Below are 19858 nucleotides of genomic sequence, written 5' to 3' on the forward strand. Positions count from 1 at the left end.
AGCCGCCCGGTACGGCATAAATTTTATACAATGCAATTATCGCGAAGGTGCGCCTGTCGGCTCACCTGGTACGCTCGCGCTCGCATCAAGATCAGGATCAGGAGTCAGTATGGAGTTACGCATCCGCAATTTGTCCAAGACCTACGCCAATGGCGTCGTGGCGCTGGACAAGGTCACCCTCACCATCCCGGCGGGGATGTTCGGCCTGCTCGGCCCGAACGGTGCCGGCAAGTCGACCTTGATGCGGACCCTGGCCACCTTGCAGGAGTGCGATTCCGGCTCGGTGTTCTTCGGCGACCTCGACGTGCTCGACGAAAAGGACGACATCCGCCGCCTGCTCGGCTACCTGCCGCAAGACTTCGGCGTCTATCCGAAAGTGACCGCTTACGAACTGCTCGACCATTTCGCCGTCCTCAAGGGCCTGGTGCACAAGGCGCGCCGGCGCGAGGTCGTCGACGGCCTGTTGCAACAAACCAACCTGTTCGAAGTGCGCCACCAGCGCCTCGGCGGCTTTTCCGGCGGCATGCGCCAGCGGTTTGGGATCGCTCAGGCGTTATTGGGCGATCCCAGGCTGATCATCGTCGACGAGCCGACCGCCGGCCTCGACCCGCAGGAGCGGGTCCGGTTTCACAATTTGCTGTCCGACATCGGCGACGACAAGACGGTGCTGCTGTCGACCCACATCGTGTCAGATGTCGCCGACTTGTGCGCCAACATGGCGATCATCAACAAGGGCCACGTGCTGCTGTGCGGCGAGCCGCAAAAGCTGATCGACGACATCGACGGCAAGATCTGGGCGCGCTTCGTCGCCAAGCATGAACTGGCCGCGTTCCAGCAACGCCACGCGGTGATCTCGACGCGCCTGCTGACCGGCCGCACGCTGATCCACGTCTACGCCGAGCGCGACCCGGGCGACGGCTTCGAGCCGGCCGTCGGCGACCTCGAGGATGTCTACTTCGCCACCATTGCCGGGCGCCATTTGGCCGCCAGCAACTGCTAGGGCCGCCCATGCTGGCAATTGCACTATTCGAAGCGCGCCAGCGGCTCAAGCTGCTGTCGACCTGGATCTACTTCGCCATGTTCCTGGCGCTGGCGATGCTGTGGATGGCGGCCGCCGGCGGCGCCTTCAAGGACGCTAACGTCTCGTTCGGCAGCAAGGTGTTCATCAATGCGCCGCGCTCGATCGAGCTGACCGTCGCCTTCCTCGGCTGCCTCGGCGTCATCGTCGTGGCCGCCATGATGGGCCGCTCGGTGCAGCAGGACTTCGAATACGACATGCACCATTTCTTCTTCAGTGCGCCGATCCGCAAGTACCAGTATGTGTTCGGCCGCTTCCTCGGCGCCTACCTGACGTTGGCGGTGGTGTTTTCCAGCATCGTGCTGGGCGCCTGGCTCGGCATCTACATTCCCGGCGTCGAGCCCGACCGGCTGGGCCCGACCGTGGCGTCGATGTACCTGCGCCCTTACCTGTTCACGCTGCTGCCGAACCTGTTCATCTTCGGCGCCTTGTTCTTCGTGCTCGCCGCGCTGACCCGGCGCATGCTGCCGGTCTACGTCGCCAGCGTGGTGATGATGATCGGCTACATCGTCGCGCCCCAGCTCGCGCGCGACCTCGACTACAAGACGCTGGCCGCGCTGATGGACCCGTTCGGCACCACCGCGCTGATCCGCATGACCGAATACTGGACCACGGCCGAGCGCAACACCCGCGCCATCGAATTCGACAGCGTCTACCTGATCAACCGCCTGGTCTGGTCCGGCTTCGCGCTGGCGGTGCTGCTGCTGGGCTACTGGCGCTTCCACTTTGTCGGCACGCTCGACAGCCGCGCCGCCAACCGTCCTGAAGGCGAGACCGCGCAGGTCTTGTCGAGCACGGCGGTCAGCACCCGCGAGCCGCCCGATTTCGCCGGCCGCAGCATGGCCTTGCTGCTGCTGCGCTCGATATGGCTGAACCTGCGCGAGTCGCTCAAGAACATCTACTTCGTCGTCATCGCGCTGGCCGGCGTGCTGGCGCTGTTTGCCGGTTCGCTCAGCCTCGGCTCGCTGTACGGCACCAATACCTACCCGGTCACCTACCAGGTGCTCGAACTGATCGGCGAGACGTATCCGCTGTTCATGCTGATCGTGACAACCTTCTACGCGGGCGAACTGATCTGGCGAGAGCGCGAGGCGCGCGTTGCCCAGATGCTCGACGCGATGCCGGTGCCGGGCTGGCTACCGCTGGTGGCCAAGACGCTCAGCCTGATTGCGCTGCAGGCGGTGATGCTGCTGCTGGCGATGGTGTGCGGCATGCTGATCCAGATGTTCAAGGGCTATTTCGCGCTGGAACCGGGCCTGTACCTGCAGACGCTGTTTTTGATCAAGCTGCCGCAGTACGCGCTGGTGGCGGTACTGGCAATCGCGCTGCAGGTGCTGATCAACCAGAAATTTCTCGCCTACTTCGCGATGGGGCTGTACTTCATTGCAACCGTGATGGCCGGCACGCTTGGCTTCGACCATCCGATGATCGTCTACGGCGAGTCGCCGTCGTTCCTGTATTCGGCCATGAATGGCTGGGGCCACTACCTGCCGCGCGAACGCTGGTTCATGCTGTATTGGTCGGGCGCCGCGCTGATGCTGATGGCGCTGGCGCATTTGTTCTGGCCGCGCGGCTACAACGCCGAACTCGGCAGCCGCCTGCAACTGGCGCGCCACAACCTGAGCGTGCCGGCGCTGGCGACCTTCGTGCTCGGCCTGGCCATCTTCGGCGGCGCCGGCGGCGTGCTGTATTACAACCTGCACGTTGCCAACGACTACCAGACTTTGTCGCAGAAGGACAAGGCGCGCGCCGAATACGAGAAGCGCTACAAGCGCTTCGCCGCGCTGGCGCAGCCGCGCGTGACCGACGTCAGCTTGCAGGTCGACATCGTGCCGGAACGGCGCAGCTTGCGCGTGAAAGGCGTGTACCAGCTGGAAAACCGCAGCGCCGTGCCGATCGTCGAAATTTTCCTGCACCAGCGCCCCGAGAGCACCGTCAAGCTGAACATGGGCAGCGACGCCCGCCTGCTGCTGGCCGACAAGACGCGCGGCTTCTACGCCTACCGCCTGCAAAGCGCGCTGCAGCCAGGCCAGCGCATGGCACTCGCGTTCGACGTCGCCCAGGAACCGAACGGCATTCTGGGCATCGGCATGGACACGCCGGTGCTCGCCAACGGCACGTTCTTTAACAACGACGCCTTGCCGCGCATCGGCTACCAGGCCAGCATCGAACTGCGCGACCCGCGCGACCGCAAGCGCCAAGGCCTGAAGCCGCGCAAGAACTTGCCGGCCGCGGCAGACCCGGCGGGCGCGGCCAACAATTACGTTGCGAGCGATGCCGACTGGATCAATTTCGACGCCGTCGTCAGCACCAGCCCCGACCAGATCGCGATCGCCCCAGGCACCCTGGAGAAGGAATGGATCGACAAGGGCCGCCGCTATTTCCACTACAAGATGGACCAGCCGATCCTCAATTTCTATGCGTTCCAGTCGGCCCGCTACGAAGTGCGTCACGAGCGCTGGCAGGACGTGACGATCGACGTGTATTACCATCCGGGCCACGACTTCAACCTCGACCGCATCGTCGGCGGCGTGCGCGCCGCGCTCGATTACGGCGCGTCCAACTTCAGCCCGTACCAGCACAAGGTGCTGCGCATCGTCGAGTTCCCGCGCTACGGCCAGTTCGCGCAATCGTTCCCGAACACCATCCCGTTTTCGGAAAGCGTCGGCTTCATCGCCCGCGTTGACGACAACAACCCGAAGGACATCGACTACCCGTTTTACGTCACCGCGCACGAAGTGGCGCACCAGTGGTGGGGCCACCAGTTGGTAGGCGCCAACACCCGCGGCAGCACCGTGCTGAGCGAGACGCTGGCCGAGTACACCGCCCTGATGGTGATGAAGAAGGCGGTCGGCCCGGCCAAGATGCGGCGCTTCCTGCGCTACAACCTCGACCAGTACCTGCGCGGGCGCGCGATGGACAACCAGCGCGAGCAGTCGCTGGTGATGAACGAGGACCAGCGCTACATCCATTACCGCAAGGGCAGCCTGGCGATGTACCTGCTGCAGGACCTGGTCGGCGCCGACAAGATCAACGGCGTGCTGCACGAGCTGCTGGTGCGCAACGCCTTCCACGGCGCGCCGTATCCGAACGTGACGATGCTGACCACGGCGTTGCGCGCCGTCACCCCGCCCGAGCTTGCTTACCTGATCGACGACCTGTTCGAATCGGTGGTGCTGTACGAGAACCGCGCCACCCTGGCGACGGCGAAGAAGCGCGCCGACGGCCGCTACGACGTGACCTTGACCGCCACCGCCGGCAAGGTCCGGGTCGGCGCCGCCGGCGACGAGAAAGATGCCGCGCTGAAGGACATGGTCGAATTCGGCGTCGACGACAAGGACGGCAATCCCTTGCTGCGCGAGCGCCGCCTGGTCGAGGGCAAGCACTTGACGGTGACGATGGTGGTCGCTGGACGGCCTGCCAGGGCCGGCATCGACCCCGATAATAAATTAATTGATCGGAAGCCCACAGACAACCTGATTGACGTGGAAATGCGTTAGACTTAGGAAAGAAGTAAAAAACAAAAAATACTCAGGGAGTTAGCCATGTCCACAGTTGTTGCCGAAATTGCCGGCAAAATTCAGCTTTTGAGCAGTGCGGAGAAGAACGACCTGCTGCGCTTACTGCTGCTTGACATCGAGGGTGCGGACGATGCGGACGCCGACGAAGCCTGGCGCAACGAGATCGTGCACCGGGTCAAGGCCATTCGCAACGGCGAAGCCGCGATCCGCGCGCTGCAGGAAGAATGGCAAGAGTAAGAGCTTAACGGCGCCACCATTGCGCCGGTAACATAAAAAAACCGCGTCCTGCAAAGGCACGCGGTTTTTTTTATTGCGATAAGCACAAGCAACCTTGTTCGACGAAATGCAATCCCCGCTTGCGCGCGGATGACATGCCGAAGGGTCGCTGGTCGGCGGTTACTTCTTGGCGGCGACGGCGCGCTTGGCCGGCGCCTTCTTCGCTGCAGGTTTCTTCGCCGCAGCTTTCGCGGCGGGCGCCTTCTTGGCCGCCGCTTTCTTCGCCGCCGGCTTGACCACGCCAGTCTGTTCCGCGTCTTCCGCCGCGTCCGGCACAGCCGCGGCTTTGCCTTTCGCAGGCGCCTTGGCTTTGCGCGGCTCAAATTCGAAGCTGATCTTGCCGTCCTTGCCCTTCACCAGGAAGGCCTTGAACGGACGGCGCGTACGCTGCGACACGAAGCCAGGCAGCAAGTCGGTCTTGCCCTCGTTGAGCAACTTGGCCATCTGCTCCGGCAAGATTTCCTGCTGCAAGATGATGCGGCCACTGCGGAAGTCGCACGTCTTCGGCTTGGCAACGCTGTGCTCGCACACGTACGCCAGGCCCATTTCGAACACGCCGGCATTGCACTTCGGGCACGGACCTAACGCCGTCTGGCCGGTGAAATCGACGCCCTCGCCGTTTTCGCCTTCTTCGTCGTTCTGGCCGAAATCGAACTCGAGCTTGAAGTTGTCGATGTCCTCGTCGCGCACGATGCGCAAGATGGCCGCGAACGGCCGCCCCATCTTCGAGCGGAAGCCCTGCATCGGACCGATCGTGCGGTTCTTCAGCAACTCTTCAACTTCGGCAATTTCGAACTGGCGGCTGCCCGGCGTCTTGCTCATGTTAAATTCGCACTTGGTGCAGGCGAAACGGCGGTAGTTTTCCTTGACCACGCCGCCGCAATTCGGGCAAGGCGTCGTCAACGTCGTGTAGTCGCCTGGGATCGTGTCGTTGTTGTATTCCTTGGCGCGCTTGACGATGATCTGCGTCATCTGGGCAATTTCGCGCATGAATTCTTCGCGTGAGATTTTGCCCTTCTCCATTTGCGACAGCTTGTATTCCCACTCGCCGGTCAGTTCCGGCGCGGTCAGTTCATTGACGCCGAGCCCGCGCAGCAGGGTCATCAGTTGCGCCGCCTTGGCCGTCGGCATCAGTTCGCGCCCTTCGCGCAGCAGGTAGCGCTCGCCGAGCAGGCCCTCGATGATCGCGGCGCGCGTTGCCGGCGTGCCCAGGCCCTTGCCGGCCATCGCATCGCGCAGCTCGTCGTCGTCGATCAGCTTGCCGGCGCCTTCCATTGCCGACAGCAGCGTTGCCTCCGTGTAGCGCGCCGGCGGCTTGGTGACCAGGCCGTTGGCGGTAACTTTTTCGGTCAGCACTTTCTCGCCCTTGGCGACCGGCACCAGGTTGCCGCCGGTGCTGTCGTCCTTGTCGGCGTCGGTCGACGCTTCCTTGCCGTAGATCGCCAGCCAGCCCGGATTGGTCATGACCTTGCCTTCAGTCTTGAACTGATGGCCCGACACTTCGGTGTAGCGGGTGGTGACCTGGAACTCGGCCGGCGGGAAAAACACCGCCATGAAGCGGCGCGTCACCAGGTCGTACAGCTTCTGTTCCGGCTCCGACAGGTTCTTCGGCGCCACGTTGGTCGGAATGATCGCGAAGTGGTCCGAGATCTTGGTGTTGTCGAAAATGCGCTTGTTCGGCTTGACCCAGCCCTTGTCGCTGATCTGCTTGGCGAACTGGTGGTAGTTGTTGTTCTCCGCCAGCACGCCCATCGTTTCCTTGACGGTGGCGATGTAGTCTTCCGGCAGGTGGCGCGAATCGGTACGAGGGTACGTCAGCACCTTGTGCTTTTCGTACAGCGCCTGGGCCAGGCCGAGCGTGTTCTTGGCCGAAAAGCCAAAGCGGCCGTTCGCCTCGCGCTGCAGGCTGGTCAGGTCGAACAGCGCCGGCGCCATCGAGGTCGTCGGCTTGCTTTCTTCGGTGACATTGCCCTGGCGGCCCTTGCAAGCCATCGCGATGGTGTCGGCGGCGACCTTGCTCCACAGGCGCTCCGGGCGCTTCTCCGGGTCGTTCTCGTCCTTTTTAAACGACTGGTCGAGCCAGCGGCCTTCGTAGATGCCGGCCGCGCAGACGAACTCGGCGCGCACTTCCCAGTAATCGCGCGAGATGAATTTCTTGATCTTTTCTTCGCGCTCGGCAACGATCGACAAGGTCGGCGTCTGCACGCGGCCGACCGTGGTCAGGTAGAAGCCACCCTCTTTCGAGTTGAACGCCGTCATCGCGCGGGTGCCGTTGATGCCGATCAGCCAGTCCGCTTCCGAGCGGCAACGCGCGGCATCGGCCAGCGGCAGCATCTCTTCGTCGCTGCGCAGCTTGGTGAAGCCTTCGCGAATCGCATTCGCCGTCATCGACTGCAGCCACAGCCGCTTGACCGGCTGCTTGGCCTTGGCGTTTTGCTGGATCAGGCGAAAGATCAGCTCACCCTCGCGCCCGGCATCGCAGGCGTTGATCAGGGCGGAGACGTCCTTGCGCTTGATCAGTCTGTTCAGCACCTTCAGGCGCGCCTCGGTCTTGGCGATCGGATTGAGTGCGAAGTAAGGCGGAATCATCGGCAGGTGGGCGAAGCTCCATTTGCCGCGCTTGACGTCGTGCTCTTCCGGCACGGCGATTTCGAGCAGGTGGCCGACCGCCGACGACAGCACGTACTGGTCGGATTCGAAGTACTCATCGTGCTTGGTGAAGCCGCCCAGCGTCTTGGCGATATCGTTCGCGACAGAGGGCTTCTCGGCGATGATGAGGGTTTTTGTCATTTGGTTTTGGCGTACTTATAAAGTGGTTCGGCAGGCGCATGATACATGGCTTGGCCGAAGGGGATGCAATTGCAATCCTGATATCTATCCGGAAACAATGAAAATGTGCGGCCAATGATAAGCGTGTTGCGATGAAATTCGCAAGGGGCCTCTGCTTGATTCCCCCACCGACCTAATATCCGTCGTTCCCGCGAAGGCGGAATCCATGCTAAGTATGCGGAATAGTTGCTGGTACGGGGAATGCGGTCTCCGCAGGGGTTCCCGCCTACGCGGGAAGTCGTTTCTGCCAGTGGCAGGAACGACGTTGATGGTGACGAGTGCTTCGGGGGGCGCCGTGGCGCGGCAATATTAGTGCAGCAGGCGCGGCGTCTGCTCGTCGTCGGAGCCGAACAGGTCGTCGAACATCAGCGCGTCCGGCTCCTTGCCCTGGCTCCACAGCAGCATCAGCACGATGATCTTCAGCTTGCCCAGGCTGACGGGCGACTCGCCCAGCGCCAGCGCGCGCTCGATGACGATTTCACGCTGCAGCGCGCTGAGCACCTTGGCGCTCTCGAGAAAGGAGATGAAGCCGACCGCACCACTGCCGAGGACGTCGAGTTCCTGCGCGACATAAAAACGCGTGCCGGTCGAGGCCACCACGTCGCCATGCTCGGCGCCGGCCATTTCGGTCAGGTCGGTCAGCCACACCAGTGCCTCGGAAATTTCGACATCGTCAAAACCGACCGCCGACAGCTTGCGTGCCAACGCTTCCGGCTCGGGACAGGCGTCCGGACGGTAGTAGGTTTCGTAGAGGTAGACAAGGATATCGAACATGGCTCTACTCTATCAGTTAAGTCCGCTGGGGCCAAGTACCGCACATACCGGGTCAACGTTTGATGCGGTGAAACAATCCACCCGGCGAACGCTCGACCTCGCCGGCCAGCTTCAGCTCGATCAAGACAAGGCTGAGTTGCCCGGGCGCGGTGGTGCAGGTAGACCTGGATCAACAAATCATGACCGGCCGCAAGGTGAAATATTGACCAAACGATAATGTAAGTTGGTCTTTTGACACTTGAAAGGTCTGACCGTGAAAACGTCCCGTTCCACATTAATCATGGCCGCGCTGTGCGCCAGCCTCTGCACACCGGCCCGCGCCGCTCCTCCCACCAAAAGCGTCACGTTGACAGCGCCCCCAGCGCCGGTCGCCATCAACAGTAAGCCGGCGCCCATAGTGACAACTCCCGCCAAGAAAAGTATGCCTGCGGCGGCGAGGGTGCTGCGTCTGCCAAGCCAGGCGGGCAAGGTCAGCCAGGTGATTCCAACCAGCCTAGTTGCCAAATCCCCAAGCTGGATCGCCAAGGGGGATAAATACTACAGCCTGTGCTCCCCTAGCCGCCACATGGTCGCCTGCGCGCCGATCGCACCTGTCGCCTTGATGAAGGACATCGAGGTCGGCGCGCGTCGAGGCCAAAGGGCGAGCCTTTCCTTACCTTCAAGATCACGCCGGGCGTGAAGGTAGAGCCCAAGCGCATCCGCTACCTTGTCGCCCACTTCCTCGCGCGCACGCGAAAGCAGGTGAAACACTTCAACCGAATGGAGGTGTCGTATGCGCCGCGGCCAGGTCAAACCTCGGTGCGCGTTGGCGCCACCGCCAATCTGGTTGACGCCGGCAGCGGCGGTGGCGGCGGCATCGCTTGCAGCTACGACGACGAAGGCAGCTACGATTGCGTCGGCGGCAGCTACGAGAGCGGCGGAGGTGACGGTGGCGGTGGGACCGACGATCCGATCCCGGCCACCCCTGCGACCAACGATTGCCAGTTCAACTGCGAATACCCGCCCGGGAACGACAATGGCGATGGTGACCCGTGCCTCAACTCCGCCGGCCAAAACATCTGTCAGGTGGTCGTCATCACAGGCCAGCGTCCAGAGCAGCAGGAAGAAACCGAAACAGTCGGCTGCCGGCCGATCAACGCGCGGACAATTGAATGTAGCGGCCGAGGCGGCCTGCCGGTGATCGGTGGCGAACCGCAGCAGCTACCAGGCCGCACGCCATGGTTCCCGCAAGCGATGTGCAATATTGCCTCGATCTTCTGTTCGGCGGGGCAAATCCCACAAGAAGACTGGGACAGGGGCAATGACTTCTCCTTGTCGGGAAAAACGCTTGAACAGATCGCAGAACTGTGCAACAAGCAATACGAGAATGACTTCGACACGTGCAAGGCAATGCGCGGCTCATTCAATGATTCGCGCAGCTACGACAATTGCTTCCGGAAAGCAGCTGCCCGCAACACTGCCTGCCTCAAAACAGCGCGGGAAGTGACGGACAATGGAGCACATGTCGCACCGTAGCACATCCACGAAACACGCCAGCGGCCTCGCTGGCGCCACAGACTAGCACGGAGAGCAACCATGAAAGAACCGAAACTTCATCTCGGATTAAACGTCAACGACGGACGCGTTTCACTGACCATGAATCGCAACGACGGCGGCGGCAGGCCCACTTGGGTCAACTGGGACTTGCGCGACGTCGAGTCAGGCGGCTACCTTGCGTTTTGCCAGCGGATCGGCGACATCGCGCTGCGCATGCTCGCCACTGCCCACCCGGCCGAATTCGCCCAACACCCGCTGCTTGTGCCGCCAGAGAACGCGGCGGACGACCCCTACAGCGTCGTCACGTCGCTGATCCACCGCTCGCTCAGGCAGAAGACCACCGCCTACGTCGCTGCGATCGACGCTATTTTTATCGGTGACGCTGACGAACTGGACAAAACTGACCTGATCGACCACTGGCGCGAGGTGCGCGCCGAACTGATCGCCAGCTACGGACCAAAGCAACTGTAGCACCTACGCCGACGCACCCTTGGCCTGTGGGTAGTGCATCTACACAGGCCGACGCAAATTTTTGCGGCGCTATAAAGACAAGTCGACAGTAGTCCTGAGGTATCGGCGTATTGGGGTATTGGCGTATTGGGGTATTGGCGTATTGGGGTATGGGGTGCCCGGGCCTGAGGAACGGAACTTGGGGCGGTCAAACCGGGCTGGAGGAAATCACCCATCTGGTGTAGATCCTTGTCCGACGATCCGTCAACGAGCAGACCAGCGACTAAGTGCCGGTCCTGGACGCCATCTGCCGGGCATCGTCATTTCACCACATGGAGCAGACATGATACTCGCGCCCAAAATCACCATTTCCCTCGCCGACAGCGAAGACGGCGACCGACATTCCCTGCTAGTGCGACGTGACGACGCCAAAGTTCAACGCAGCCTGCACCACGATCTCGGTCACGTCGAACGCCAAGGCTTCCATGCGTTGTGCCAAGCAGTCGGCTACAGCGCGATTATACGCTTGCGCGCGCCCACCCCGATGTGTTCAACAAATACCCGCTGCTGCTGCCACCGCCACTGCCGCATAAGGGGCCGCATGAAGTGGCGGATTTGCTGCTATACCGCGCAGGCAAAGAAGAAACCGGCGACTACACGCACGCGCTCGACGCCCTGTTTCGGCGCTATCCCGAAGAACTGGCCGGGCTGGCTGACTCTTGGGCGATGCTGCGCTCAACATTGCCTCCTGCCACGGAGTAGTCGCGCCGGCGAGGGTGCTGCGTCTGCCAAGCCAGGCGGGCAAGGTCAGCCAGGATATCGAACATGACTCTACCCGGGCTCAACGTTCGATGCGCTGGAACAATCCTCCCGGCAATCGCTCGACGTGGCCGGCCAGCTCCAGCTCCAGCAACACCAGGCTGAGCTGTCCGGGCGCGGTGGCGCAGTGCACCGCCAGCGCGTCCGGTTCGGCCGGCTCGTAGCCCATGGCGTCGAGCACCGCCTGGCCGGCGCGCGACGTGGCAGCCGCCGGCGCGGCGATCGCCATCGTCGCCAGCGGCGACATGCGCAGCTCTTCGAGCACGTCGGCGGCCGACTCGACCAGCTTGGCGCCCTCCTTGATCAGCTTGTGGCAGCCCTTCGACAGCGACGAATGGATCGAGCCGGGAATGGCGAACACGTCGCGGCCCTGGGCGGCGGCGACCTGCGCCGTGATCAGCGAGCCGGACCTGGCGGCCGCCTCGACCACCAGCACGCCGGCCGCCAGGCCGCTGATGATGCGGTTGCGGCGCGGGAAGTTGGCCGACAGCGGCGGCGTGCCGAGCGCGTATTCGCTGACGATGCAGCCTTCCTCGGCGATGCGGTGCGCCAGCGCGTGGTTGCGCGCCGGATAGACGGTATCGACGCCGGTGCCGATCACCGCCACCGTCGAACTCGGGCCGGCCAGCGCGCCCAGGTGGGCGCAGGCGTCGATCCCCAGCGCCAGCCCCGAGACGATGGTCAGGCCCGCGCAGCTGAGCGCCTGGGCGAATACTTCGGCATTGGTGCGGCCCTGCAAGCTGGCGTTGCGGCTGCCGACAATGGCCAGCATCGGCGCGGCCAGCAGCTCCGGCCAGCCCTTTAAATACAGCAGCGCCGGCGGATCGGGAATGTTGGCCAGCGCCGGCGGATAGGCGGCGTCGTGCACCGTCAGCAAGTGGTTGCCCGACTGCGCCAGCCAGTTCATCGTCAGGTCGACCTGGCGCAAGATGGCGGGCGCGGCCGGCTCGCTGAGCGCGCGCGCCAACGGCGCCGGCACGTGGTCGCAGAGCGCGCGGTAGCCGGCGTCGAAGATGCGCTGCGGGGAAGCGAACTCGGCAAGAAGCTTGCGGACCGTCGCGCCCCCGACGCCCGGCGTTTGTTCCAGGCGGATCCAGTCGGCCAGTAGCGCGGCCGGGGCGGGTGGGCGAAGGTCCGTGTCTCGCACGGCGATATTACTCCGGTGATTTGGCGACGTCGCCGACTTCCACCGGCTTCGTCACTTGCATGATCAGGCCATACGACACCTGCTTGAACACGCGGAAAATGAACAGGGTCCCGATCTGTTCGTCGGGCAGCTTGATCATCGTTTTTCCCAGGCCCAGAATACCCTTGTTGCCGCCCGGGTCAGCGACAGTCTGTCCAAAATGATAAAGCTGCAGCACGGCGCCGACATCGAGTCCGTCAACTGAACCGCGATTGATGCTGACCACCTGGTTCTGCCCGGCGTACGTCACGCCCGAGTAGATCGACAGCACGCGCGCGCTGGTCTGGCGCTCCGGCTGGTGCGGCACGTAGTTGCGGATCGGCGTCGGCGGCGCCGGTATCAAGCGGTCGCCCACCCCCATCTCCTGCTTGGCGGCCGACACCGTAAACGTATGCACGTCCTCGCCCGCCTTGGCTTCCTGCTGCAGCTTGACCGTGCCCAGGTAGACCGCCTCGTAGGCCAGCAGGCGCCCCGTGTCCGGATCCTTCAGCTCGTTGCCCGGCCTGAACACCTGGAACGAACTGCCGCCGTTGAGGCGGCCGCGCACGTACAGCTTGTCGTCCTTGCCGAGGTAGACGTGGCCCTCTTCCAGCGCGGCGATGCGCGGCGCGTCTTTGAGCTCGTCTTTTTCGACGATCAGCGGCATCGACAGGAAAGGGTCGATCACGCTGGCCGAAATCGAGCGCACCGCGTCCACGCCGAGTCCCTCGGTGCGAATCTGCGGCGACAGCCGGGTGGTGCCGTTGATGCCGTCGGCGTTGTCGATTGCGCCCGGGCGCGTCAGGCTCAGGCGCCGGTTGGCGCGGTCGAAGTAGACGATCTGGCCCGGATAGATCCAGTGCGGATTGCGGATCTCGTCGCGGTTCATGCCCCACACCTGCGGCCAGCACCATGGGTGCTCGAGGAACTTGCCGGAGATGTCCCACAGGGTGTCGCCGCGCACCACCAGGTGCTGGTCGGGCGCGTTCGGCCGGAACTCGCAAGTGGCGGCCTGGACAGGACCGGCCAGGGCGCACGCAAAAAGCGCCCCGACTGCAATGCGCGTGCCGACTGTGCTAAAATTTTTCATAAGTGTCCGTAAAGTGCGGCCTGAAGTACGCCTGAAAGCGGCATTGCTGGCGCACACATCTCCCGTCCATCACGGCGCGGAAGTCGATGCAAGCCAGCGTCCTCCACCCGCCAGACGGATGAAAAGGTTGCCGAACTGGATCAAATTCTGCACATAAATCCTTGAACTGGCAAGACAAACCACGTCGGGTTACCCCACCCATCTGTTGCGTTTTTGTTGATTTGGGGCATTATTTTACGGACTTGCGTCAAACCCGCGTTTTATCGTTAATCAAATATTACTGAGTTGTCCCTCAATGGCCTTACTGAACATCCTGCGCTACCCCGATCCCCGCCTGCACAAGGTGGCCAAGCCTGTCACCGAATTTGGCGAGCGCCTGCGTACGCTGGTCGACGACATGGCCGAAACCATGTACGACGCGCCCGGCGTGGGCCTGGCCGCCAGCCAGGTCGACGTCCACGAGCAGCTGATCCTGGTCGACACGTCCGACACCAAGGACGACCTGAAGGTATTCATCAATCCCGAGATCACCTGGTCGAGCGATGAGAAGCAGGTCTACGACGAAGGCTGCCTGTCGGTGCCTGGCATCTACGACGGCGTCGAACGGCCGTCGCGCGTCAAGGTGCGCGCGCTCGGCCTCGACGGCAAGCCGTTCGAGCTCGAAGCCGACGGCCTGCTGGCCGTGTGCATCCAGCACGAGATGGACCACCTGCTCGGCAAGGTGTTCGTCGAATACCTGTCGCCGCTCAAGCGCAACCGCATCAAGGCCAAGATGGTCAAGGAAGTGCGCGGACTCGAGCGCGACGCGGCGCTGAAGGCCGCCGGCCGCCGCTACTGACCTGTGCTGTTTCGAAGGAATCGATGAAAGTCATATTTGCCGGCACGCCGGAATTCGCAGCGCTCGCGTTGGCCAGCCTGCACGCGGCCGGATTCGACATTCCACTCGTGCTGACCCAGCCCGACCGCCCCGCCGGCCGCGGCCTGCAGCTGCATGCGTCAGCCGTCAAGGAGTATGCGCTGGCGCACGGCATCGAAGTGCTGCAGCCGCTGTCGCTGCGGATCGACAGTGCCGATCCGGTGCGCGCCGAGCAGGCCCGCGCCGCCCATGAACGCCTGCTGGCCACCGATTACGATGTGATGGTGGTGGCCGCCTACGGCCTGATCCTGCCGCGCAGCACGCTCGACATCAAACCCTGCATCAACATCCACGGCTCGCTGTTGCCGCGCTGGCGCGGCGCCGCGCCGATCCACCGCGCGATCGAAGCGGGCGACGAAGAAACCGGCGTCACCATCATGCAGATGGAAGAAGGGCTCGATACCGGCCCGATGTTGATGATCGAGCGCGTCGCCATCGATGCGGCCGACACCACCGCCACGCTGCACGACACCCTCGCCGCCCTGGGCGCTCGGTTGATTGTTGCCACACTGCGCAAGATGGACGCCGGCCCGCTCGAAGCTGTGGTCCAGCCGGAAGTTGGCGTCACCTACGCGGCCAAGATAAGCAAGGAAGAAGCGCGCCTCGACTTCAGCGATTCGGCGCAAGTGTTGGGCCGCAGGATCCGCGCCTTCAACCCGTTTCCTGGCGCGCAGGCGCTGGTGAACGGCGTGACGATCAAGATCTGGGGCGCCGAGGCGATCGGCGCCGACTCGCGCGCGCTACCGGGCCAGGTGCTGGCCGCCGACGCCACCCACGGCATCGTGGTCGCCTGCAAGAGCGGCACCTTGCGCCTGACCGAACTGCAAAAGCCCGGCGGCAAGCGCCTGCCCGCGGCGGAGTTCCTCAAAGGTTTCCCGCTCGCCGAGCAGTGCTTCGACTAATCGTTGGGCGCCAGCGCCGACTACTGCACCTACACCGGGGTCAGTGCCGACATTCGGACACGACCTCGACCCTAACGCCGGGGTCAGTGCCGACAATTGGACACGACCTCGACGCTAGGGGCGCCGCTACAGACGGGCCCGTGTCCGAATGTCGGCACTGACCCCGGGGGTAAAAACAAGCCCGATTAGCGGTTGGCCGCGCCGTCGTCGCGATGGTCGGCCATGTACTGGCGCAGGATCTGGTTGATGCGCGTCTGGTAGCCAGGACCGTTACCCTTGAACCAATCGAGCATGTCGGTATCGAGGCGGATCGTGACAATCTGCTTGAGCGCGACGACGTTGCTCTTCGTCGCCGGTGCCGCTGCGGTCTCGACGGCGCTTGGCGCGTCCCACTCTTGTGCATATTCTTTGTTCATTGACTGTCCATTCTTACATGTGATGAGAGTCAGGCGGCACCCGCGGCAGCCCGGTAAGGTAGGAGTTTGTAACGTCCTTGTAACGACAAGATTGCGGAAAAGTTGCTAATTGTATCGTTATGTAACAACTGTCAAATTGAAACACAATGATACAAACACTGAATGACGATTTGCGCCCAGTGCAACCGGCCTGGCCGTAAACCAAACTAGCCCGATGACGTATAATTTTAGACCGCCCGCCCGCGCCCGCGGATCCGCCGCTTCGCCCATAGAAAGAACCACGATGACCATCGCCGCCAATGCCTCCCAGACCGATATCCAACTGCGCCAGATCCTGGCGCGCCGGATCATGATCCTGGACGGCGCGATGGGCACCATCATCCAGCAGTACAAGCTGGGCGAGCAGGAATACCGCGGCGAGCGCTTCGCCGATTTCGCCGCGCCCGTCGGCAGCGGCGCGCGCGAGCTCTTCGTCAAGGGCAACAACGAACTGCTGACGTTGACGCAGCCGCACATCATCCAGGAAATCCACGAGCGCTACCTCGCCGCCGGCGCCGACCTGCTCGAGACGAACACCTTCGGCGCCACCTCGATCGCCCAGGACGACTACCACATGGGCCACCTGGCCTACGAGATGAACGTCGCCGCCGCCAGGCTGGCGCGCGCCGCCTGCGACAAATTCAGCAGCGCCGACAAGCCGCGCTTCGTCGCCGGTGCGCTCGGGCCGACGCCGAAGACGGCGTCGATTTCGCCCGACGTCAACGACCCGGCCGCGCGCAACGTCAGCTTCGACCAGCTCGTCGCGGCCTACCACGAACAGGTGCGCGGGCTGGTCGACGGCGGCGCCGACGTGCTGCTCGTCGAGACCATCTTCGACACCCTCAACTGCAAGGCCGCGCTGTTTGCCATCGACCTGTATTACGAAGACAATCCGGCCGTGGTGCGCCTGCCGCTGATGATCTCCGGCACCGTCACCGACGCGTCAGGGCGCATCCTGTCCGGCCAGACCGTGCCGGCATTCTGGAACTCGGTGCGCCACGCCAAGCCACTGACCATCGGCCTCAATTGCGCGCTGGGCGCGGCCTTGATGCGCCCTTACGCCGAAGAGCTGGCGCAGATCGCCGACACCTTTGTCTGCATCTACCCGAACGCCGGCCTGCCCAACCCGATGAGCGATACGGGCTTTGACGAACTGCCGGCCGACACCTCGTCGCTGCTGCGCGAATTCGCCGACGCCGGTTTTGTCAACATCGCCGGCGGCTGCTGCGGCACCACGCCCGAGCACATCGCCGCGATTGCCGCCATGCTGGCCGATACCGCGCCGCGCGCGCTGCCGCAGTTGCCCACCGCGCTGCGCCTGTCGGGACTCGAGCCGTTCACGGTCGATGCCGATTCGCTGTTCGTCAACGTCGGCGAGCGCACCAACGTCACCGGCTCGAAGGCGTTCGCCCGCATGATTCTCAACGAGCAGTTCGACGAGGCGCTGTCGGTGGCGCGCCAGCAGGTCGAGAACGGCGCCCAGGTCATCGACATCAACATGGACGAAGCGATGCTCGACTCGGTCGCGGCGATGACGCGCTTTCTCAACCTGATCGCCTCCGAGCCGGACATCTCGCGCGTGCCGATCATGATCGACTCGTCGAAATGGTCGGTGATCGAGGCGGGCCTGAAGTGCGTGCAGGGAAAGGCGATCGTCAACTCGATCTCGATGAAGGAAGGCGAGGAAGAATTCATCCGCCAGGCGCGCTTGTGCCGCCGCTACGGCGCCGCCGTCATCGTCATGGCGTTCGATGAAAAGGGCCAGGCCGACACCTTCGAGCGCAAGACCGAGATCTGCAGGCGCGCCTACGATGTGCTGACGCAGCAAGTGGGCTTTCCGCCCGAGGACATCATCTTCGACCCGAACATCTTCGCCATCGCCACCGGCATCGAAGAGCACAACAACTACGCGGTCGACTTCATCAACGCGACCCGCTGGATCAAGGAAAATCTGCCGCATGCAAGCGTGTCGGGCGGCGTGTCGAACGTCTCGTTCTCGTTCCGCGGCAACGACCCGGCGCGCGAAGCGATCCACACCGTGTTCCTGTATCACGCGATCAAGGCCGGCTTGACGATGGGGATCGTCAACGCCGGCATGATGGGCGTGTACGACGATATCGCGCCGGAGCTGCGTGAGCGCGTCGAGGACGTGGTGCTGAACCGGCGTGACGACGCCACCGAGCGCATGATCGAAATCGCCGGCACGCTCAAGGCCGGCGACAGGCAGGACGCCCAGACGCTCGAGTGGCGCGAAGGAACGGTGCAAAAGCGCCTGTCGCACGCGCTGGTGCACGGCATCACCCAGTGGATCGTTGAAGACACCGAAGAGGCGCGCCAGGAGCTGCTGGCCTCCGGCGGCCGGCCGATTCACGTCATCGAAGGACCGCTGATGGACGGCATGAACGTCGTCGGCGACCTGTTCGGCCAGGGCAAAATGTTCCTGCCGCAGGTGGTCAAGTCGGCGCGCGTGATGAAGCAGGCCGTCGCGCACCTGATTCCGTACATCGAAGAAGAAAAACAGCTCGAGGAAAAGCGCACCGGCATCGTCGCCAAGCCGAAGGGCAAAATCGTCATCGCCACAGTCAAGGGCGACGTCCACGACATCGGCAAGAACATCGTATCGGTTGTCCTGCAATGCAATAACTTTGAAGTGGTGAACATGGGCGTGATGGTGCCCTGCTCCGAGATCCTGGCACGGGCCAAGGTCGAAAACGCCGACATGGTCGGCCTGTCGGGCCTGATCACGCCGTCGCTCGAAGAGATGGCGCATGTGGCGCGCGAAATGCAGCGTGACCCGCACTTCCGCATGCTGAAGATTCCGCTGCTGATCGGCGGCGCCACCACGTCGCGCGCCCACACCGCCGTCAAGATCGCCCACAACTACGACGGCCCGGTGGTGTACGTGCCGGACGCTTCGCGCTCGGTATCGGTGGCGCAGTCGCTGCTCACGCCCGAATCGCGCGACCAGTACATCGACGACATCGCCCAGGACTACGTGCGCATCCGCGAGCAGCACGCCAATAAGAAGGCGCTGCCGATCCTGCCGCTGGCCGCGGCGCGTGCCAACAAGACGGTGGTGCCGTTCGCGCCGGTCAAGCCGAAGTTCATCGGCCGGCGCGTCATCAAGAACGTCGACCTGGCCGCGCTGGTGCAGTACATCGACTGGGGCCCGTTCTTCCAGACCTGGGACCTGGCCGGCCCGTTCCCTGCCATCCTGACCGACCCGGTGGTCGGCGAAGCGGCTTCCAAGGTGTTCGAGGAAGGACAGGCGCTGCTCAAGCGGGTCATCGACGGGCGCTGGCTGACCGCCAATGGCGTCATCGCGCTGCTGCCGGCCAACAGCGTCAACGACGACGACATCGAGGTCTACACCGACGACGCGCGCGGCGACGTCGCGCTGACGTGGTACGGCCTGCGCCAGCAGGGCGTCAAGCCGCTGGTCGACGGCGTGCAGCGGCCGAACCAGTGCCTGGCCGATTTTGTAGCGCCAAAGGCGTCCGCCGTGGCCGACTACATCGGCATGTTCGCGGTCACCGCCGGCCTGGGCATCGAGAAATACGAAAAGCGCTTCGAGGACGCGCACGACGATTATTCGTCGATCCTGCTCAAGTCGCTGGCCGACCGCCTGGCCGAAGCGTTCGCCGAGTACTTGCACGAGCGCGTGCGCACTGACCTGTGGGGCTATGCGGCCGGCGAAAACCTCGGCAGCGCGGAGCTGATCGCCGAATCGTATTCGGGCATCCGGCCGGCGCCAGGCTACCCGGCGTGCCCGGAGCACACCGTCAAGGCCGACATGTGGAAGGTGCTGCAGCCGGAAGAAATCGGCATGACGCTGACCGAGTCGTACGCGATGTTCCCGGGCGCGGCGGTGTCGGGCTTCTACCTGGCGCACCCGGACTCGAAGTATTTCGTCGTCGGTAAAATCGGCGCCGACCAGGTGGCCGACATGGCCAAGCGGCGCGGCGTCGCCACCGAGCAGCTCGAAAGCTGGCTGGCGCCGAACCTGTAAAAACGGCCTGAAACGGCCAGTAGATCAAGCACCGTCGT

The 19858-nt window shown here is 63.5% G+C and carries 15 protein-coding genes and 1 pseudogene; 10 read left to right on the forward strand and 6 right to left on the reverse strand.

All coding sequences use genetic code 11. The annotated features are described in order from the left end of the window. The first annotated feature begins 109 nt into the window (after positions 1–109). From ACP7DD_RS04560 to ACP7DD_RS04570, 3 genes are read left to right on the forward strand one after another with little or no spacing between them, the layout of a single operon-like run. Positions 110–1000, forward strand: a complete 891-nt coding sequence (locus tag ACP7DD_RS04560; protein WP_426173517.1) for an ABC transporter ATP-binding protein — start codon at positions 110–112, stop codon at positions 998–1000. Between the two features lie 8 nt (positions 1001–1008). After that, positions 1009–4578, forward strand: a complete 3570-nt coding sequence (locus tag ACP7DD_RS04565) for a M1 family aminopeptidase (protein ID WP_426173518.1) — start codon at positions 1009–1011, stop codon at positions 4576–4578. 45 nt (positions 4579–4623) lie between these two features. Next, positions 4624–4836, forward strand: a complete 213-nt coding sequence (locus ACP7DD_RS04570) for an addiction module protein (RefSeq protein ID WP_426173519.1) — start codon at positions 4624–4626, stop codon at positions 4834–4836. Positions 4837–4995: 159 nt separating this feature from the next. Here the strand turns inward: ACP7DD_RS04570 and ACP7DD_RS04575 are convergent, their stop codons facing one another. The 3 genes and pseudogenes from ACP7DD_RS04575 to ACP7DD_RS04585 form a co-directional block, all read right to left on the reverse strand. Continuing rightward, positions 4996–7665, reverse strand: a complete 2670-nt coding sequence (locus tag ACP7DD_RS04575; protein ID WP_426173520.1) for a DNA topoisomerase III — start codon at positions 7663–7665, stop codon at positions 4996–4998. A gap of 348 nt (positions 7666–8013) precedes the next feature. Then, positions 8014–8478: a DUF494 family protein gene (locus tag ACP7DD_RS04580; RefSeq protein WP_099788251.1), complete on the reverse strand. Its 465-nt coding sequence runs from the start codon at positions 8476–8478 to the stop codon at positions 8014–8016. A 52-nt stretch (positions 8479–8530) separates the two neighbouring features. Continuing rightward, a pseudogene (locus ACP7DD_RS04585) lies at positions 8531–8623 on the reverse strand (hypothetical protein); the annotation flags it as partial. Positions 8624–8731: 108 nt separating this feature from the next. Here ACP7DD_RS04585 and ACP7DD_RS04590 point away from each other — a divergent pair. The 4 genes from ACP7DD_RS04590 (at position 8732) to ACP7DD_RS04605 (ending at position 11226) form a co-directional block, all read left to right on the forward strand. After that, positions 8732–9157: a hypothetical protein gene (locus ACP7DD_RS04590; protein ID WP_426173522.1), complete on the forward strand. Its 426-nt coding sequence runs from the start codon at positions 8732–8734 to the stop codon at positions 9155–9157. Then, complete coding sequence (locus ACP7DD_RS04595) at positions 9154–9993, forward strand: hypothetical protein (RefSeq protein WP_426173523.1); 840 nt, start codon at positions 9154–9156, stop codon at positions 9991–9993. Before ACP7DD_RS04590 ends, ACP7DD_RS04595 begins: the two co-directional genes overlap by 4 nt. 60 nt (positions 9994–10053) lie before the next feature. Beyond that, the gene (locus ACP7DD_RS04600; protein WP_426173524.1) at positions 10054–10485 is read left to right on the forward strand and encodes a hypothetical protein; all 432 of its coding nucleotides are present in this window, start codon (positions 10054–10056) and stop codon (positions 10483–10485) included. A 525-nt stretch (positions 10486–11010) separates the two neighbouring features. Further along, positions 11011–11226, forward strand: a complete 216-nt coding sequence (locus tag ACP7DD_RS04605) for a hypothetical protein (RefSeq protein WP_426173525.1) — start codon at positions 11011–11013, stop codon at positions 11224–11226. Positions 11227–11305: 79 nt separating this feature from the next. Here ACP7DD_RS04605 and dprA read toward each other — a convergent pair whose 3' ends face one another. Then, entirely contained in the window at positions 11306–12430 is a 1125-nt protein-coding gene (gene dprA, locus ACP7DD_RS04610) for a DNA-processing protein DprA (protein ID WP_426173526.1), read from the reverse strand. Positions 12431–12437: 7 nt separating this feature from the next. Next, complete coding sequence (locus tag ACP7DD_RS04615) at positions 12438–13538, reverse strand: LysM peptidoglycan-binding domain-containing protein (protein WP_426173527.1); 1101 nt, start codon at positions 13536–13538, stop codon at positions 12438–12440. Between the two features lie 295 nt (positions 13539–13833). Between ACP7DD_RS04615 and def the strand changes: the two genes are divergently transcribed. After that, positions 13834–14376: a peptide deformylase gene (def, locus tag ACP7DD_RS04620; RefSeq protein ID WP_426173528.1), complete on the forward strand. Its 543-nt coding sequence runs from the start codon at positions 13834–13836 to the stop codon at positions 14374–14376. 23 nt (positions 14377–14399) lie between these two features. Continuing rightward, positions 14400–15356, forward strand: coding sequence for a methionyl-tRNA formyltransferase (fmt, locus tag ACP7DD_RS04625; RefSeq protein ID WP_426173529.1), 957 nt, complete (start codon positions 14400–14402; stop codon positions 15354–15356). A 185-nt stretch (positions 15357–15541) separates the two neighbouring features. On the opposite strand, the gene ACP7DD_RS04630 is transcribed toward fmt, so the two are convergent. Continuing rightward, positions 15542–15772 carry a BrnA antitoxin family protein gene (locus tag ACP7DD_RS04630; protein ID WP_426173530.1) on the reverse strand — a complete coding sequence of 77 codons (231 nt, stop codon included), beginning with the start codon at positions 15770–15772 and terminating at the stop codon, positions 15542–15544. A 283-nt stretch (positions 15773–16055) separates the two neighbouring features. Here ACP7DD_RS04630 and metH point away from each other — a divergent pair, with 283 nt between their 5' ends. Beyond that, positions 16056–19820, forward strand: coding sequence for a methionine synthase (gene metH, locus ACP7DD_RS04635; RefSeq protein WP_426173532.1), 3765 nt, complete (start codon positions 16056–16058; stop codon positions 19818–19820). Positions 19821–19858: the final 38 nt, after the last annotated feature.

This window comes from Massilia sp. TWR1-2-2, from assembly GCF_049897565.1.
Taxonomy (GTDB): Bacteria; Pseudomonadota; Gammaproteobacteria; order Burkholderiales; family Burkholderiaceae_D; genus JAFCUW01.

Bases quoted from the DNA above. Each gene is read 5' to 3' on its own strand.
- ACP7DD_RS04580 (WP_099788251.1), bottom strand. From the start codon at position 8,478: ATGTTCGATATCCTTGTCTACCTCTACGAAACCTACTACCGTCCGGAC.
- ACP7DD_RS04575 (WP_426173520.1), bottom strand. From the start codon at position 7,665: ATGACAAAAACCCTCATCATCGCCGAGAAGCCCTCTGTCGCGAACGAT.
- ACP7DD_RS04560 (WP_426173517.1), top strand. From the start codon at position 110: ATGGAGTTACGCATCCGCAATTTGTCCAAGACCTACGCCAATGGCGTC.
- ACP7DD_RS04600 (WP_426173524.1), top strand. From the start codon at position 10,054: ATGAAAGAACCGAAACTTCATCTCGGATTAAACGTCAACGACGGACGC.
- metH (WP_426173532.1), top strand. From the start codon at position 16,056: ATGACCATCGCCGCCAATGCCTCCCAGACCGATATCCAACTGCGCCAG.
- ACP7DD_RS04615 (WP_426173527.1), bottom strand. From the start codon at position 13,538: ATGAAAAATTTTAGCACAGTCGGCACGCGCATTGCAGTCGGGGCGCTT.
- ACP7DD_RS04630 (WP_426173530.1), bottom strand. From the start codon at position 15,772: ATGAACAAAGAATATGCACAAGAGTGGGACGCGCCAAGCGCCGTCGAG.
- fmt (WP_426173529.1), top strand. From the start codon at position 14,400: ATGAAAGTCATATTTGCCGGCACGCCGGAATTCGCAGCGCTCGCGTTG.
- ACP7DD_RS04570 (WP_426173519.1), top strand. From the start codon at position 4,624: ATGTCCACAGTTGTTGCCGAAATTGCCGGCAAAATTCAGCTTTTGAGC.
- def (WP_426173528.1), top strand. From the start codon at position 13,834: ATGGCCTTACTGAACATCCTGCGCTACCCCGATCCCCGCCTGCACAAG.
- ACP7DD_RS04565 (WP_426173518.1), top strand. From the start codon at position 1,009: ATGCTGGCAATTGCACTATTCGAAGCGCGCCAGCGGCTCAAGCTGCTG.